The 15,722-nt window shown below is 64.2% G+C and carries 12 protein-coding genes; 6 read left to right on the top strand and 6 right to left on the bottom strand.

Annotation, left to right across the window (positions count from 1 at the left end; genetic code table 11):
- Nucleotides 1-81: 81 nt before the first annotated feature.
- The 4 genes from GC125_RS14180 to GC125_RS14165 all read right to left on the bottom strand — a co-directional run bounded on the left by GC125_RS14180 (nucleotide 82) and on the right by GC125_RS14165 (nucleotide 5,936).
- A complete protein-coding gene (locus tag GC125_RS14180) occupies nucleotides 82-1,011 on the bottom strand; it encodes a DUF2493 domain-containing protein (protein ID WP_151986238.1) in 930 nt (309 codons plus the stop codon).
- A gap of 373 nt (nucleotides 1,012-1,384) precedes the next feature.
- Nucleotides 1,385-2,431: a DUF7146 domain-containing protein gene (locus GC125_RS14175; protein ID WP_151986237.1), complete on the bottom strand. Its 1,047-nt coding sequence runs from the start codon at nucleotides 2,429-2,431 to the stop codon at nucleotides 1,385-1,387.
- 100 nt (nucleotides 2,432-2,531) lie between these two features.
- Entirely contained in the window at nucleotides 2,532-4,613 is a 2,082-nt protein-coding gene (locus GC125_RS14170; RefSeq protein ID WP_151986236.1) for a ParB/RepB/Spo0J family partition protein, read from the bottom strand.
- A gap of 129 nt (nucleotides 4,614-4,742) precedes the next feature.
- Complete coding sequence (locus tag GC125_RS14165; RefSeq protein ID WP_151986235.1) at nucleotides 4,743-5,936, bottom strand: DUF932 domain-containing protein; 1,194 nt, start codon at nucleotides 5,934-5,936, stop codon at nucleotides 4,743-4,745.
- Nucleotides 5,937-6,251: 315 nt separating this feature from the next.
- On the opposite strand from GC125_RS14165, the gene GC125_RS14160 reads away from it, so the two are divergent.
- From GC125_RS14160 to qatD, 6 genes are all read left to right on the top strand, one after another.
- Nucleotides 6,252-6,869, top strand: coding sequence for a type IV toxin-antitoxin system AbiEi family antitoxin domain-containing protein (locus GC125_RS14160; protein ID WP_151986234.1), 618 nt, complete (start codon nucleotides 6,252-6,254; stop codon nucleotides 6,867-6,869).
- Nucleotides 6,862-7,752 carry a nucleotidyl transferase AbiEii/AbiGii toxin family protein gene (locus GC125_RS14155; RefSeq protein ID WP_151986233.1) on the top strand — a complete coding sequence of 297 codons (891 nt, stop codon included), beginning with the start codon at nucleotides 6,862-6,864 and terminating at the stop codon, nucleotides 7,750-7,752. Before GC125_RS14160 ends, GC125_RS14155 begins: the two co-directional genes overlap by 8 nt.
- 91 nt (nucleotides 7,753-7,843) lie before the next feature.
- Nucleotides 7,844-9,772: a Qat anti-phage system ATPase QatA gene (qatA, locus tag GC125_RS14150; protein WP_151986232.1), complete on the top strand. Its 1,929-nt coding sequence runs from the start codon at nucleotides 7,844-7,846 to the stop codon at nucleotides 9,770-9,772.
- 245 nt (nucleotides 9,773-10,017) lie between these two features.
- On the top strand, nucleotides 10,018-10,659 hold the full coding sequence (gene qatB / locus GC125_RS14145) for a Qat anti-phage system associated protein QatB (RefSeq protein WP_151986231.1): 642 nt from the start codon (nucleotides 10,018-10,020) through the stop codon (nucleotides 10,657-10,659).
- Nucleotides 10,656-12,023 (top strand): Qat anti-phage system QueC-like protein QatC, encoded by a 1,368-nt coding sequence (gene qatC, locus GC125_RS14140; RefSeq protein WP_151986230.1) that lies wholly within the window; start codon nucleotides 10,656-10,658, stop codon nucleotides 12,021-12,023. Before qatB ends, qatC begins: the two co-directional genes overlap by 4 nt.
- Before the next feature lie 2 nt (nucleotides 12,024-12,025).
- The gene (gene qatD / locus GC125_RS14135; RefSeq protein WP_151986229.1) at nucleotides 12,026-12,775 is read left to right on the top strand and encodes a Qat anti-phage system TatD family nuclease QatD; all 750 of its coding nucleotides are present in this window, start codon (nucleotides 12,026-12,028) and stop codon (nucleotides 12,773-12,775) included.
- A gap of 110 nt (nucleotides 12,776-12,885) precedes the next feature.
- Here the strand turns inward: qatD and GC125_RS14130 are convergent, their stop codons facing one another.
- Nucleotides 12,886-14,208 (bottom strand): tyrosine-type recombinase/integrase, encoded by a 1,323-nt coding sequence (locus GC125_RS14130; protein ID WP_151986228.1) that lies wholly within the window; start codon nucleotides 14,206-14,208, stop codon nucleotides 12,886-12,888.
- A 400-nt stretch (nucleotides 14,209-14,608) separates the two neighbouring features.
- Nucleotides 14,609-15,604 carry a diguanylate cyclase domain-containing protein gene (locus GC125_RS14125; protein ID WP_151986227.1) on the bottom strand — a complete coding sequence of 332 codons (996 nt, stop codon included), beginning with the start codon at nucleotides 15,602-15,604 and terminating at the stop codon, nucleotides 14,609-14,611.
- Nucleotides 15,605-15,722: the final 118 nt, after the last annotated feature.

Below are 15,722 nucleotides of genomic sequence, written 5' to 3'. Positions count from 1 at the left end.
CGCGGGTGAAGTATAGCGCAAATGATCGCGCGCCGGAATGCTCCGGCGCGCGCATCGGCGATGCGCCCGGCGCATCACGGGTCATGGTTCACCCGCATTCTTGGGGCGGAAGTCGTAGAGCGGCACACCCATCCGCTTCGCCTTGTCGGCGAGGTTGTCGGTGATGCCGGAACCCGGGAAGACGATCAGTCCGATCGGCAGGGTGTCGAGGAGCTGGTCGTTGCGCTTGAACGGCGCGGCCTTGCCGTGGCGGGTCCAGTCGGGCTTGAAGACGATCTGCGGGCATTTACGGGTGTCGGCCCAGCAGGCGGCGATCCGCTCGGCGCCCTTCGGCGATCCACCATGCAGGAGCACCATGTCGGCGTGCTTGGCGTGCACCCGGTCGAGCGCGGTCCAGACGGCGTTGTGGTCGCCGAAGTCGGCGCCGCCGGCAAGCGCGATCTTGGTGCCCGTCGGCAGCAGCGGTTCGAGTTCGGTCTTCCGCTTGGCGGCGAGGAAGTCGCGGCTGTCGATCAGCGATGCGGTCAGGTTGCGCCGGTTCGTGTGCGAGCCGGAATGCGGATGCCAAGCCGTGCCGAGATGCGCCTCGAAGAGGTCGGCGGCAAGATCGCGCATGCCCTCGTAGGCGTTGCGCCGTTCGATCAGCGTGATGCCCTGCGCGGTCAGCTCCTCGAGTTCGACCGAGCGGACCTCGGAGCCGTCCTGCTCGCGCTGCCAGCGCTTCTGCGCCTGTTCGTTGGTGTCGAGCTCGCGGTCAACCCGCGCCGCCATGCGGTGGAAGACGTTGGTGGTCGACCAGAGCAGGTCTTCAAGATCGGGTTCGAGCCGCGTGTCGCCAAGCGTCGCGATCAGCGCGTCGAAAATGTCGGCGAGCGCGCCCTGCAGGGCGTCGGCCTCGGGCAGCGGGCGCGGGTCGGGTTCGCCCGCGAAGGGGCGGTAGCCGTAGAGTTGCAGCTCGTCGAGGACGATGGCGGTCGCGGAGCGGTGCGTGGTGTCGGCGTGTTCGGTCATGGCGGGTCGTCTCCGGTTGTCGGGACCCGCGCCTCTCGCGGGCCTTCCCGGGCGACGGGAAAGCGGAGGCCGTACGGTCCTGCATTCTCAGGGGTCCCCATCGCGCTCGCGCGATGGGGTGGAACCGCAGCGCAGCGGAGGACGGCGGAGGCGGCGCCGTTTTGCTTCGCGATGCAAAGCCGGGCGCATTCATGATTTGTGCTCCCGCGCGGAACGCGCGGGTGGCGCGGCGGCGGAAAACGGTGACGCCGCAGCCGTTGCCGGACCGGGCGGGCTCCGCTCCGTTTCGCCCCTCTCGGAAGGCCCTGAGGCGCGGCTCCGATGTCTGGAGATGTGCCCGTGACGGATCCGCCGGCACCGCAAGTGTGTTCGATCAGGCGGCGGAGGATGGCAGCAGGCGTTCGACGTCCTGCGGGGCGAGCTGGGGCCTCAGATACGCTCGGAGATCGTCGAGACCGAAAGCACGAAGATCCTCGTTGGCGTCCTCACGCCGACACGTGAGGGGCAAGGTCTCGATTCCGGCGATCCGCGCGCGCTCGCCCAACGCTTCTGCCGCGTTTCGGCCCGCGTCGTCCGAATCCACCGCGATGTAGAGGCGTCCGAGGCAGTCCGGCAGATCAAGTGCGGCGAGGTGACTGGCGGAGAGCGCCGCGATGACGGGCAGGTCGGGCAGCGCCATCCGCAACGAGAGCATGGTTTCAAGGCCTTCGCCGACTCCGAGAATGTCGGTGGTCCGCCCGATCCGCACGCCATGACCGAGGAGGGCGCCCATCGCCTTCCGGTTCGGGTCGAGCGGCGCCTTGTCCGCTGTCTCGGGATCGAGCCAGGTCCGGTGCAGCCCGGTCAGCGACCCGCCGATGTCGGTGACCTTCGCGAGCAGCGCCGGCCAGGTTTCCGGTTCGGCGGCGTCAGCCTCGTCCTCGCGCCAGTAATAGCAGGACGGGTGGAAACGCAGCGCACTGATAGTCCGCTTGCCGACGATCCCGCGCCCGGTGAGATACCGTTCGGCTAGCGTCCCAGCCACGGGCGAACCCATCGCCCAGAGCCTGCGCGCGGCTTCGGGCGATCCGGTCTGCGCCCTCGTTTGCGGAGTGCGTGGCTGTGGGTTAGGTCGCGGCAGACTGAGAAAGCGCCGGGCCTCGTCCAGCGCTTCGCCGAGTGACGAGAGCCGCAGATTGGCCGAGATGAGATCGAGCAGATCGCCGTGCTCGCCCGTCGCCGCGTCGGTCCATTTCCCGGCCGCGCCCTTGCCAGAAGTGGGGCCAGTCAGGCGCACATAGAGGCTGCGCCCGGGCGTGTTCTCGGCGTCGCCGACAATCCAGTAGCGGCCCTGTCGGCGGCCGCTCGAAAGGTAGTGGCGACAAACCGCCTCCGCGTCCCGCGAGAGACGCTGTGCGATTTCGGATGCCATGCTCTCCATTGAAGACTCCCATTTGCTGCGCACGAAAAAGGGCCCGCCGCGTCCGGCGGGCCCTAGGGGCGAGGGCCTCAGGGGGATCGACCCTCGTTTGGTTGTCGCCTCAGGCGAAGGCGGCGACGTCTTCATCTTCGTCAATCGGCTCGGAATCGCCCATGGCCGATTCGCCGCCGTTCGCGGCCGACTCCCCTTCGCCGTCCTCGACCACCTCGACGATCTCGAATTCCGGCTCGTCGGGCTTCTCGACGAGCGCGGGCGTGCGCAGAGGTTGGGGCAACCAGCTGGTGCTCGCGAGCAGTTCCTCGGCGGCCGCGACCATGTCGGGCTTCTTGAGGCCCGCGATCCGGTCGGCCTGCTTGTCGCCCTTCGCCTCGCGCACCGCCTTGAGAATCTGCGCTTTGGTGACCCGGCCGAGATAGTTGTCAGCGCTGGGCGCCCATCCAACCTTCGCCATGTCCAGCCCGAGCGTCGCCGCGAGCACGCCGGCATGCGCAAGCGCCCGGGGCTTGCGGTAGTGCGGCTCCTGGACGGCGTTGACAGTCATTGCGACGCAGTGGGCGAACAGCGCGTCGCGGCTGTCGCAGTCGAACTCCGTGAGCGCGTCCCACAGATCCTCGGCGCGCTTGGGGAGCGCCTTGGTCCAGCTCTCGATGCGGGCATCGATCGACTGCGCGTAGGCCGTGTCGCCAAGGCCCGGCGCCTGCGCGCCGAAGCTGGTGGAACGCGGCTCGATCTCGACGCAGCTCTCCTGGCCGTAGTGGTAGAATAGTCGCATAGCCATTGCGTGGAGCGCGGCGAGGTAGGCGGTCTGCGGATCGTTCGCCAGCGCGTCGCGCAAAGCAATCGTCCGGTGGGCGGTCAGTTCGCAGACGAGCCGGTCGGAGAGCGGCTTCGTCCCGTCGTCCTCGTCTTCCTCCGGTTCGTCGGCGACTTTGCCAATGTCGCCGTCGGTATTGTCCGTGACCGGATCGACGAAATCGCCTTCCGGAATGTCTGCGGTTTCCTCGACCGGTTCATCCTCGGGCCTGACATAGCCGCGCTCGACCCGAAGCCGCCCGGACCCGTCGACGCTGACGAAGGCGCCCGAGATGGCGAGTTCCTCCGCATCGAACTGGATGGGCCGGTCCTGCAGCGCCTCCATCGCCGTCTCGATCTCGCCAAGCCGCGCATCGACCTCCTCGGGGAGCTCGTCCGCCTCGGCAAAGTCCTCCTCGAGCTTCTTGTACTCGACTTTGAGCGCGGAATAGGATGCGTCCTCCTCGTCGCTCATCGGTTCGGCCTCGCCGCGGATGCGCCGCATCCCGTAGGTGTGGCCGTAGGGGAAGTCGGTGCCGACCTCGATCCACTTCCAACCCTCGGCGCGGATGGCTTCGGCCTCCTCGTTCAGCTTCTCGGCGACCATGGTCTCCAAGAGCGCCGCGTCCTGCAGCCAGCCGCCATCGTCGGTCTGGAAGAGATCACGCAGCACCTCGCCGCCCGCCTCGACATAGTTGTCGAGTCCGACGAACTGCGCCCGCCGGTCAGAGGCGCGAACCGCGCCCTCGGTCAGCATGCGGCGGATTTCGTAAGGCTGCTTCGAGTAGTGGCGCTTCAGCGCCTCCCAGACCTGTTCCTGGCGCTCGTGGTCGGGATTGACGGTGAAGGCCATGAGCTGGTCGAGCGTCATCTCCTCCTCGGCATAGGCGTCGAGCAGCGAAGGCGCGACGGCGGCGAGCTTCAGGCGCTGCTTGACGACGCTGGCGGAGACGAAGAACGCTGCGGCGATCTCCTCCTCCGACTTGCCCTTCTCGCGCATCGCCTGGAAGGCGCGGAACTGGTCGAGCGGATGCAGCGGCGCGCGCTGGACGTTCTCGGCGAGGCTGTCCTCCTCGGCAAGGCCCTCGGTGCGCACGATGCAGGGCACCGGTGCAGTCTTGTTGAGCCGGCGCTGCTTCACGAGGAGTTCGAGGGCGCGGTAGCGGCGGCCGCCGGCCGGGATCTCGAACATGCCGGTCTCCACGCCGTTCTCGTCGAGCACGGGCCGAACGGTGAGGCTCGCCAACAGTGTGCGTCGGGCGATGTCCTCGGCCAGCTCCTCGATCGAGACGCCAGCCTTGATCTGCCGGACGTTCGATTGGCTGAGCACCAGCTTGTTGAAGGGGATGTCGCGCGAGGCGCTGAGGGTGATCTTTTGTGACTTGGTCATCGGACTTCTCCGCGACGGGCGGCCAAGAGACACTCTCTCGGGCCTCCAAACCCGTCACGAAAACCACGGCCCACCTCTCCCTCTAAGGAGCGATGGGCCGGGGTCCACGGTCTGGCGGAGCGGAGCCTTTCAGGCCGCGCGCTCCAGCAGCGCCTTGGCGCGGGTCTCCATGGCGAGGCGCGCGTCCTGTTGCGGTTTGGACCGCGCGACGGCGGTGATGCCCTGGACGAAGTCGAACACGCTCTCCGGCGGACGGCCTTCCTCGGCGAGGACCGTCTCGACGATCTTGGCCGTCTCCGCTTTCGAGAAGCCGCGCTTCTTCAGGAAGTCGACGCGGTCGTCGTCGCTGCGGGCGACGATCCTTTCGCGGGCGGCGTGGATGCCCTCGATGAACGGCCGCGGCGAGGAGTCGGCGAAGGTCGCGAGCGCCGGCGCCGCCTCGTGTGCGAAGCGGTTGGCGGCGTATTTGGAATGCCGGATCGTGATCTCCTGAAAATCCTCCACGCCCCAGAGATTGCGGTTCTGGCAGACGGCGCGGAGATAGAAGCTGGCGATGCCGAGTGTCTTCGCGCCGACCTCCGAGTTCCAGCAATAGAAGCCGCGGAAATAGAGATCGGGCGATCCGTCCGGAAGCTTGCCCGCCTCGATCGGGTTCATGTCGTCGACCAGGAAGAGGAAGACGTCGCGATCCGAGGCATAGAGCGTGGTTGTATCCTTGGTGACGTCGACCATGGGGTTGTAGATCCCGGTCGACCAGTCGAGCACGCCCGGCACTTTCCAGCGCGTGTCGCCGACACCGTCGCCCGCGATGCGCTGCACCGCCGCGACCAGTTCGTGGTCATAGATGCGGCCATAGTCCGGGCCGGTCACGGCGCGCAGCTCGGTGCGGCCGTTCGCGACCTCCATCGTCTTCACCTGCTCGGCGCGGTGGTTGGTGAGGCCGTATTGGAGATTGATGCCGGCGAGCGGCGCGGGAAGCTGGCGTAGATAGGCCGCCGGGGCGCCAACGAGGCTGGCGAGCTGGCCGAAGCTCCAATGGGTCGGCGCGACCGGCGCGTCTGCGTGGGGGAGGATGAGCGCGAGCCGCTCCGGATCGTCGCGATGGGCCTCGACCCGGATCGCCGCGCTCTCGACCGTGCGCGTTTGGCTCCGCTCGGCGCGACCCTTTATCGAGGCGTAGAGGTCCGCGAGGGAAAGGTACTTCTCGTCGTCGGGGCGGGAAAACCATTCGGACGATACCCGCCCGTTGTGCCCGCCGCGGGACGCGTCAACCTTGTAGCCGCCGCTTTCGGGGCGGCCGTTCATGATCTCGATTGCAGTCATGGCTGATCTCCAGGACGGGCGGTCCGAGAGCCTCTCTCTCGACCTCCAAACCCGTCACGGCGACAGCCGCGGCCTCTCACTCTAAAGGGGGCGTTGCAGGGTCTCCCCGCAGAAGGGGTCGGGCGAGACGGCAGGCTCGGCCGCAGGGGAAGGCTTTCCCCTCATGCGCTCCGCAGTCTGTGAGATGCCAATCAGCGGGAGCTTGGCTTCCAATTGGCGGGGGGTTGGCTCGGTCCTGTGCATCACTTCCCCTAAATTATTGGATGTGATACGAAACCTCGCACCATAGACCTCAAGGTGCGAGAGAAAGTATCGATGTCCGCAGACCCATCTCAGCGCGAGAAGGCCCGCGATCTCCTCGCGGCCCATGGTCTCATGCGACTCGCCGAGCTGAAGGAGGCCGGGATTACGGCCGCAACCGTCAGTCGCATGGAGAGGGATGGCGAGGTCGTCCGCCTCGCGCGCGGACTCTACCAGCTTCCGGACGCGGAGCTGGACGCAAACCACAGCCTAGCAGAAGCGGCCAAGCGATTTCCGAAAGGCGTGGTCTGCCTGGTCTCTGCTCTCGCCTTTCACGAGATCACCGACCAGCTTCCGAAGAAGGTGTGGATGGCGATCGGCCGGAACGACTGGACGCCGAAGCCGAGCGACATGCCGATCCGCGTGCTGCGATTTGCAGACGATCTGCTGGCCGACGATATCGAAACCCACGTGATCGAAGGGGCGCCGGTCAAGGTGTTCGGCGTCGCGAAGAGCGTCGCCGACTGTTTCCGGCACCGAAGCAAGGTGGGTCTGAACGTTGCGATCGAGGGTCTGCAGGAGGCCCTGCGCCAGCGCAAATCGACGCCGGCCCAGATCATGCGGGCTGCTGACAAAGGCGGGGTCTCCACTGTGATCCGTCCCTATATCGAGGCGCTCACCGCCAATGGCTAGGGAGATCAAGAACCTTGGCGCCTCGGTGCGCGGGCGGCTCCTGAAACTCTCGAAGGAGCGCGGGCAGAGTTTCGACCTCGTCCTCACGCGCTTCGCGCTGGAACGACTGCTCTACAGGCTCAGCACGTCACCTCACGCCGACCGCTTCGTCCTCAAGGGCGCGATGCTGATGATGAGCTGGTTCGACGATCCGCACCGCGGAACGCGCGATCTGGACCTGCTCGGTTTCGGGGATCCGGGTGAGGAGGCGATGCTGGCCACGTTCCGGGACATCCTCGCCCAGGATGTCGATGACGGCGTCGTGTTCGATCCGGACACCTTGCGGGTCGACCGTATCCGCGAGGAGTTGGAGTATGGCGGCTTGCGCCTCCGCGCGCTCGCGTCGGTCGGCGGCGCGCGGATCAACTTGACGATCGATATCGGTTTCGGTGACGCGCTCGAACCGGGCGCAGAGATCGTTGAGTATCCCGTCATGCTCGATCTACCGGCGCCGAGATTGCGCGCGTATGCGCGCGAGACGGTGATTGCCGAGAAATTCCAGGCGATGGTGGCGTTGGGCCGGGCGAACAGCCGGATGAAGGATTTCTACGATGTCTGGGTCCTGAGCCAGTCTTTCAGCTTCGATGATGACCGGCTCGCACGCGCGATCGCTGCGACATTCGCGCGGCGCGGAACAGCGCTCCCGACCGAGCCGCCCGACGCACTCACGCCCGCATTTGCGGATGACGAGCAGAAACAGAAGCAGTGGCACACCTTCGTCGAGAACGTCGCTGTGGACCCGGGGCCTTTTGTTCAAGTCCTCGCTTCACTATGCGACTTCTTGATGCCGCATGCCAAAATCGCAATAGAAACAGACACCGAAAACAAAGACGAAGACGAATGATCGTTCATGCCGGCGCAAAAACCAGATATCAACATCGAGCGGCATTCGCTTTGCGGCCTCTGCAAGTATTTCTGAGTCGGGTGACCACGGCATGATCGTTGCGGACAACGAAACAGCCGTCGACCTCCTTTACTACGAGGCAATCGCCCGGACCGTGGTCCGTCTGGTCAGTGAGAAATCGGACGAGCCCCTGAGCGTGGGTGTTCACGGTGACTGGGGCGCGGGCAAATCCAGTGTCCTGATGATGGTGGAGGAAGCGTTCAAGGAGGATGACCGCGTCCTTTGCGTGCGCTTCAACGGATGGCTGTTTCAGGGTTTCGAAGACGCAAAGGCCGTTCTGATCGAGACGATCGTCGAGGAGCTGCGTCGCAAGAGGCCGACCTCAAAGAAGGTCGCGGAGCAGGCAAAGAAGGTTTTGCGTCGGGTCGATTGGATGAAGCTCGCACGAAAGGCTGGCGCTTACGGTCTGACCTTGGCGACCGGCATCCCGCATCCGGACACGATCAAGGACCTGGGCGCGGCTGCGCGTAGTCTTGTCGGCAAGGGCGCTGAGAAGGTGTCGCCCGAGGCCCTCGCCGCGTTGGTCGAGGGCTCGGACGAGTTTCTTCGCGAGGTCGCGGAAGATAGTGCGCCCGAACAGATGCACGCGTTCAGGGACGAGTTCGCGAAGCTCCTCCAGGACGCGGAAATCGATCGGCTGATCGTCCTCGTCGACGATCTTGATCGCTGTTTACCCGACACGGCCATCGAGACGCTCGAGGCCATCAGGCTGTTTCTGTTCGTCCCTCGTGCGGCCTTTGTCATCGCGGCGGACGAGGGAATGATCGAGTACGCGGTGCGGCAGCACTTCCCCGATCTCCCCGTGGCGACGGGACCGGCCACTTATGCGCGAAACTATCTCGAGAAACTCATCCAGGTCCCGTTCCGTCTGCCCTCCCTGGGTTACGCCGAGACCCGGATCTACGTGACATTGCTATTGGTGTTGAACGTTCATGGCGAGACGTCCGACGAGTTCCAGAAGCTCGCCGAGCTTGCGCGAGAAGTCTTGCGCCGGCCGTGGAAAGGACCAGGCCTTGACCGGAAGACGGTCGAAAAGGCCTTGGGCGGCGTCCCCGCGGAGGTTGAACGGGCGATGGAGCTGGCCGGACGGATTGCCCCGATACTGGCAGACGGCGCCCGTGGCAATCCAAGGCAGATCAAGCGGTTCATCAACACGATGATGCTGAGACTGGCGATCGCGGAGGAGCGCGGGTTTGGCGACGAGATCAACGTTGCCGTGCTCGCCAAGATCATGCTCGCGGAGCGCTTCGCGCCGGAGCTCTACGACGCGATGGCACGTGGATCAGCGAGCACCGGTGCGTCCGAGGAACTCGCGGCGCTCGAAGCGGTCGTGGCGAGCCCGCCTCCCGATCTGGAAACGAAGTCGGCGGACGAGAAAACCCAGGCGCCTTCGGAGACGCCGTCGCTACCCGATTGGCCAAACCTCGAATGGGCGAAGCAATGGGCAGCGATCGACCCGCCGCTCGCCGAGAACGACCTCAGGCCTTACGTCTTCGTGACTCGCGATCGCCGGAGCGTTTTCGGTGCGGTGACGTCGCTCGGCGAACTCGAGGAACTCATCGTGAAACTTCAGGGATCGTCTCTCCAAGTGAAGCAGGCCGCAGCGGAAGTCGCCAGACTCCAGACGATCGAGGCGGAGCAAGTTTTCGACGCGTTGCGCGCCAAGATCAGGGACGCGGAGAACCTCAGCCAGGAACCGCCCGGCGTGAAGGGTTTGGCGGAGGTCGCGCGCCAGCATCCCTTTCTGCAGCGCCCGTTGCTTTCGTTCTTGCAAGATCTTCCGGTCTCAAAACTCGGTCCATGGGTGGTCAGCGGCTGGGTCTCGGTTTTCAGCGAGGTGGACGTCGTGTCCGACATGGCGGTCACACTCAGGGGATGGGCCGAGCAAGAGGAAAACCGGAAGCTGAAAGCGGCTGCCGGCGCAGCGATGAAACTCACCGGCAAGCGGAAGCGTGACTGATGGGGACGTCGGGAACATTCGGTGGCTCCAAGAACGGTCTTGTTCCGAGCTGGGTTGATGAACCAGCTTCCCCGCCAGCGGCGGCGCCAGGCGGCGACGAGCCCGATGACGGCGCCGATGGTGGGGATGCAATTGGTCAGGATGGCGACGACTCAACGGCTCCGACTCGTCCAGATTCTAGGCAGCCCTACCCACCAATATCCGCGGTGCCGGCAAGCTCAGGGCTGGGTGGTGCTCGAGGCAACATGACCAGGGGTGCTCGCGCCTCCGACGCTGGCGCATTGCGGCGGGGCGCTGGTGGCTATGTGCGCGCCAGCGGAGGGGGCCGAGCGGCGGCGAGCCGGATGCCGAACTCCCGCGCCGTGGCGGGCGGTGTCGCCGGCCTCGCGAGGAACTTCGCGAACCAAGGCCCGACGGAGGCGCTGAGGCGCTTCAACCTGGAGGGCATGGCCGGCGCTCCGGCGGAGCAGGTATTCGTCGCCCTGACGGACATGCTCTGTCCAGCGGGCGGCACGATCGACGAAGCGATTGCGCGAGACGCCATGCTGGAGACGGTCGCAGATCTTGCAGCCTCCGGCGTCGGCAATTTCGATCAGCTATCGGCCGACGATCTGCGCGAGTTCTTCATCGGGGTGGTCAGTCGCTCCATCGAAGGCAAGATACTCAACGAAGTCGGGACCAACGCCATCGCCGCTCCCTCCGACATCGGCGGGGTCGAACGGGCACAAGCTATGCTACACGACTTCGTCGAAGGCTGTGTTCGGGACCAATTCGATGCGCGTGCAACCGATCTCGATGACCTCGATGCAGGAGCCGTCGATCGCTTCGTGGACGACCTCTATGCCGCCGCTCTGGACCTAATCGAAGCCTTGGGAGACGACGAATGAGACGTTTCAGTCTGATCGGCAGGCTCGGACCAGACGACAAGGCCAAGGTCAGGCCCGTCCAGGCCGATTCAGACGTATTCGAAATCGATTTCCTCGACGGCGACCAGCGCATGGGGTTCGGGATCGGCCATGCCCTGGACCAGCTCGCCTCGTTGGGGCTGCAACCATCGGAGCGGGGCGTCGACCTCGTCGTCCTCGCGGCCCTCGTCAACGCGGGTGACACGCGGGTTTCGCGCAAGCTCAACGCTCAGGACGGTTGGACCCGGGAAATCGATCTATACGTGCCGGTGTCCGCCGCCGACGCATGGGCTCCGAGTGCCGAGTCCATCGGGGCGATGCTCCGCTTCCTCACCGGGGATCGGTGGCGCGTTTTCTTCCGAAACCGGACAAAGCGCACCCAAACGCTGACGCTCGCCCCGAAGCGGTTGGCCATCGACGGGCTGACCAAGGTCAGCCTCCTTTCCGGCGGCTTGGACAGCTTGGTCGGCGCGATCGATCTCCTCGTCGAGGGCGACCGACCACTTTTCGTCAGCCACTACTGGGACAGCGAAACAGCGAAAGCCCAATCGTACATCTTGGATCGACTCGAGAACCGGTTTGGCAAGGAGGCGTTCAAGAGCCTTCGCGTGCGCCTTGGCTTCGACAAGAACCATCTCTCGACCGGAGAAACCGAGAACACTCAGCGCGGACGGTCCTTCCTCTTCTACGCACTTGCGACGCTTGCCGCCTCGGCCATCAAAGGGCGCACGGCCGTAGACATCCCGGAGAATGGGCTGATCGCGCTCAACGTTCCGCTGGACCCGTTGCGATTCGGCGCGCTCAGCACAAGAACCGCCCATCCGCATTTCGTCGCAAGCATGCAGAGAATGATCGATTCCATTGGCCTTAAGGTCGAGCTTGGTAACCCCTATCGACATATGACCAAGGGTGAGATGGTCACGAAATGTGCGGATAGACCCTTTCTCGAGAAGATCGTCGCGAACTCCATGTCGTGTTCCTCCCCGGCGAAGGCCCGTTACAAGAAGCTGTCGCCGCGCCATTGCGGCTACTGCGTGCCGTGTCTGATCCGCAGAGCCTCGCTCGCCGCCGGCCTCGATGGCAAAGACGGGACCCTGTATACGGTCGAGGAACTCAACAAGCACGTTCTCGCGTCTGACCAGCCCGAGGGGGAGCATGTCCGATCATTCCAACTCATGGCCAAACGGATCAGGGCGAAGCCGAGTCTCGCGAAGATACTGGTCCACAAGCCGGGGCCGCTCATCGACTATCCGGATGAGATTCCTGACTACGCTGATGTCTTTAGACGTGGCGTCCTCGAGGTCTCGGAACTCTTGAACGACGTGCGAACGCGGCCGGGCGGCTGACAATGCGACCGGCCTACGTGGACTTCCACACGCACTTAGACCTCTACCCCGACCTCGGCCAGGCGATCGCGGCCTGTGACCGCAATCGTGTTGCGACCTTGGCTGTCACCACGACGCCGAAGGCCTTCGAACGGAACGTCGAACTATCGTCGAATAGCGACTTCGTTAGGGTCGGACTGGGCCTCCACCCGCAACTCGTCTCTGAGCGACATTCCGAGATTGGTCTGTTCGAGAAGCTATTGGAAAGGGCGCGTTATGTCGGCGAGATCGGGCTCGACCGCGGACCTGCTCACTACCGCTCCTTCGAACTGCAGACGGCAATTTTTGAACGCATCCTCAACGCGTGCGCCGAGCATGGCGACAAGATTCTGAGTCTCCACAGTGTGAGAGCAACCAAACCGGTTCTGGATATGCTCGAAGAGCACTTGCCTCCTGACCGAGCAGGGGTGGTGCTTCACTGGTTCACCGGCAGCAAATCAGATGTCCGCAGGGCCGTCGACAGAGGTTGCTTCTTTTCAGTCAACGAGGGAATGCTCGCTAGCGCGAGCGGAAAGCGGTTGATACAGGAGATCCCGCTTAACCGCCTGCTCACTGAAACGGATGGCCCATTCGTTGCGCGTGGTGACAAGCCGATCGAACCAGGCGATGTTGGCCGCGCCGTCGAGATGATCTCTGAGCTTGTCGAAACACCGGCGGAGGATGTCCGCCGCCGGATCATCTCAAACCTCAGAAGTCTTTTGCAGAGCGGATAGTCGGCCGAGCCCGCAATATGTCGTCATCCGTCATATCTGACGGCTAGGCCGTGCCCAGCTTTCAACGATGACGGTTGGTGATCTATCAATCTAGGCATCGAGAACGTTGATTAGGTGCATGGACGCGCCTCGGCGAGCATGTCGTTAATCGCGGTCCGCCGTGCCTGACGGTCGAGAGTGTAAGTGTTTCGGGTGAACTCGCCCCCTTCCAAAAGAGCCTTCAGATAGCCCGACACCGTGTCGGCGGCCATGATCAGCGTTGAATCCAGTGTGTGGACGTATTTGCTCGTGACAGAACCTTTGGCGTGCCCGATGAGCGCGGCGATGGTGATTTCGGTGAAGCCAAGGTCGTTGGCGATGCTGGCGAAGCTGTGCCGCAGAACGTGGGGCGTCACATCCCAAAGCGGCGTCTCGGCGAAGAGCTTCTTCCAGCTCTGGGGAAAGTTTCCGACGGCGTTGTCTTCTCCCTGGCCAGGGAACACAAACGTTCCCTCCCTTTTGAGGCGGGCGGTTTCGAGATAATCGATGACCGGGAGACCGACGGGGCGGACAGAAGCGCCTTCCTTGCTGTCCTTCAACCGTAGGCAACTGCCCTCGATATCGACTTCACTCCAGCGAAGACCGATGATCTCGCCACGCCTGCAGCCGGTGAGCGCAATAAGGCGCAGGATCTCGGCGTGGATGCCGTAGTGGGTATCATGCTGGACCTCCTTGAGAATGCGGCCGAGCGTCCGGTACTCCGCCTCGCTTAATCGCCGGTCCCGCACTCTGTATCTCGGCTTCTTCAGGCCGTGCGTCGGGTTCTGGTCGATGATCCCCGCTTCGATTGCGTAGCTGAAGATGCCGCCGAGAAGGCCCATCGTGCGTATCGCCGTGCCGCGGCCGCCGCGCACGATCGCCTTGCCGCGCAGCTTCTCCGTCTTCATCACGACGCGGGTCTTCCCAGCGATAATATCTTTCATAAGGTTGTTCATGTCCGGCTTGGTGATGTCCTTGATCCTCTGCGTACCGAGCAAGGGGATGATGTGCCGGCGGATGCGGCCGACATCGGTCGAAACTGTGGTCGCCTTTTTGGGGCGACCACCTTTTCCGAGAACAAGGCCTGCCTCCATATCGGCGATGTACTGCTCGCACAGTTCTCGGACCGTCACCGCCCGCCGCTCTTCCTCCCGCTCAGCTGCGGGGTCATCGCCCTGGGCGACATCACCTAAACGGACCTTCGCTTCGCGGCGGGCAGTCTCCGGTGTCCACACCCCGTGCAACCCAATCGCATAGCGGCGTGACCGCCCTCGCGCGCGATACTGAATGACGTAGCTGCGCTTGCCTGACGGAAAGACCCGAAGCCCGAAGCCAGGCAGTTCATCGTCCCAGATGATGTAGTCCTTGGTCTGCGGCTCGGCGCCGTCTACGGTTCGTTTCGTGATCTTCGCCATCGTCTCGGTCCCTGTCGGACCCGGATTTCACGTAAGCACCACGTAAGCACTCGGGAGCAAATTCCGGGGTTGTCGCGGGATAGAGACTTCGGAGCGCCGATTCAGAAAGTCTATGTGAAACAGAACTTTATCGTGCTCCGTCGCGCTCTGTCGCGCACTTCGGAAAGGCCATTAGGCCAGCTCCGAAGGCAGAGGTCACAAGTTCGAATCTTGTCGGGTGCGCCATTTCCTTCGAATAGCGGGCTTCACACCTCCATCGACACAGATTTTCTGACTGCTGATGGCGGCTGCATTCCGGATCAGGAAGGCGGTCTTGCTGGCGGTTTTTCCGCTCATGTCGCATCGCGCCATGGGCAAGGCGTCACCTCGCTCACGGTGGCGGGCTTCGGTCCTCGTTCGATTAAGCTGCTGCGCTGTCGCGCTGTGCGGCTGCTTGGCCTTTGAAGAATCGGAATGTGCCGCGCCCGCCGGACTTGGCCGCATAGAGCGCAGTGTCGGCATTCGCGAAGAGATCCGCCGGGTGGGTGCCGTCCGCAAGTGCGATACCGACCGAAGCGCCGAGCGCGTGGCTGTTCCCGTCGAGGAGAAACGGCTCGGCCATCGCGAGGTTGATCGCGCGGGCGAGTTCGGAGATCTTCTCGAGATTGACGCCGCCTGCGACCAGCACCACAAATTCGTCGCCGCCGATCCGCGCGACGAGATCGGCCGAGGCGCATGTCTCCAGCAATCGCGCTGCGGCTTCCCGTAGGCAGGCGTCGCCCGCCATGTGACCGTGGTTGTCATTGACCTGCTTGAAGCCGTCGAGATCAATCAGCAGCAGCGCGGCGAGCGCGTTGGCTTCGGCTTGTTCGAAAAGCCTATCCTGAAACTGCGCGCGGTTCGGCAGCCCGGTCATTTGGTCGAAGGCGGCGAGTCGACGCAGGCGGTCGACGGCGCGCTTCTCGGCGGTGATGTCTTGCTTCATGCCGAAGATGCGGACCGCAACGCCACGCTCGCTTTCGACCTGCGCGGTGATGCGCATGAATTTTTGTACGCCTTTGGCGGTGACGATCTCGGCGTCGAAGGTGAAGGAGGAGCGCTCTGCGATCGCCTGGCTGCGCCGGCGCTCCAACTCCGCGCGGGAGGCTGGCGTGTAAAGTGCGAGTGTGGCCTCGCGCGTCGGCATCGAGCCCCGCGGCAGATCGAAAATATCGTAGACGACATCGGACCAGCGCAGCGAATTGTCGGCGAGTTCGCATTCCCAAACGCCGATCTGCGCCGCCTCGGAAGCACGCTTGAAGATTTTGCGGAAGTGGGCGAGGTCCCGTTCCTGCTCGGCGATCAGCGCATTCTGCGTGGCCACGCGCCGGCGCAGCGCAGCCGCTTCGTCGAATTCACCGGCCAGAAACTCATGCACTGCTGTATGCTCCCGATGTGGCGACAGCAGTTTAAGGCGGGAGGCATTAAAGAATTTCACCTGCGGACTCAGCGCCGGCTCGCACGTCGTTCGCCGGAGCTATTTCGCGCCAGCTCGC

The sequence above is a fragment of the Rhizobium sp. EC-SD404 genome, assembly GCF_902498825.1.
In the GTDB taxonomy this organism is placed as follows: domain Bacteria; phylum Pseudomonadota; class Alphaproteobacteria; order Rhizobiales; family Rhizobiaceae; genus Georhizobium.
Note: the sequence above shows the minus strand (reverse complement) of the source record. Positions and strands in the feature narration are given on the sequence as shown.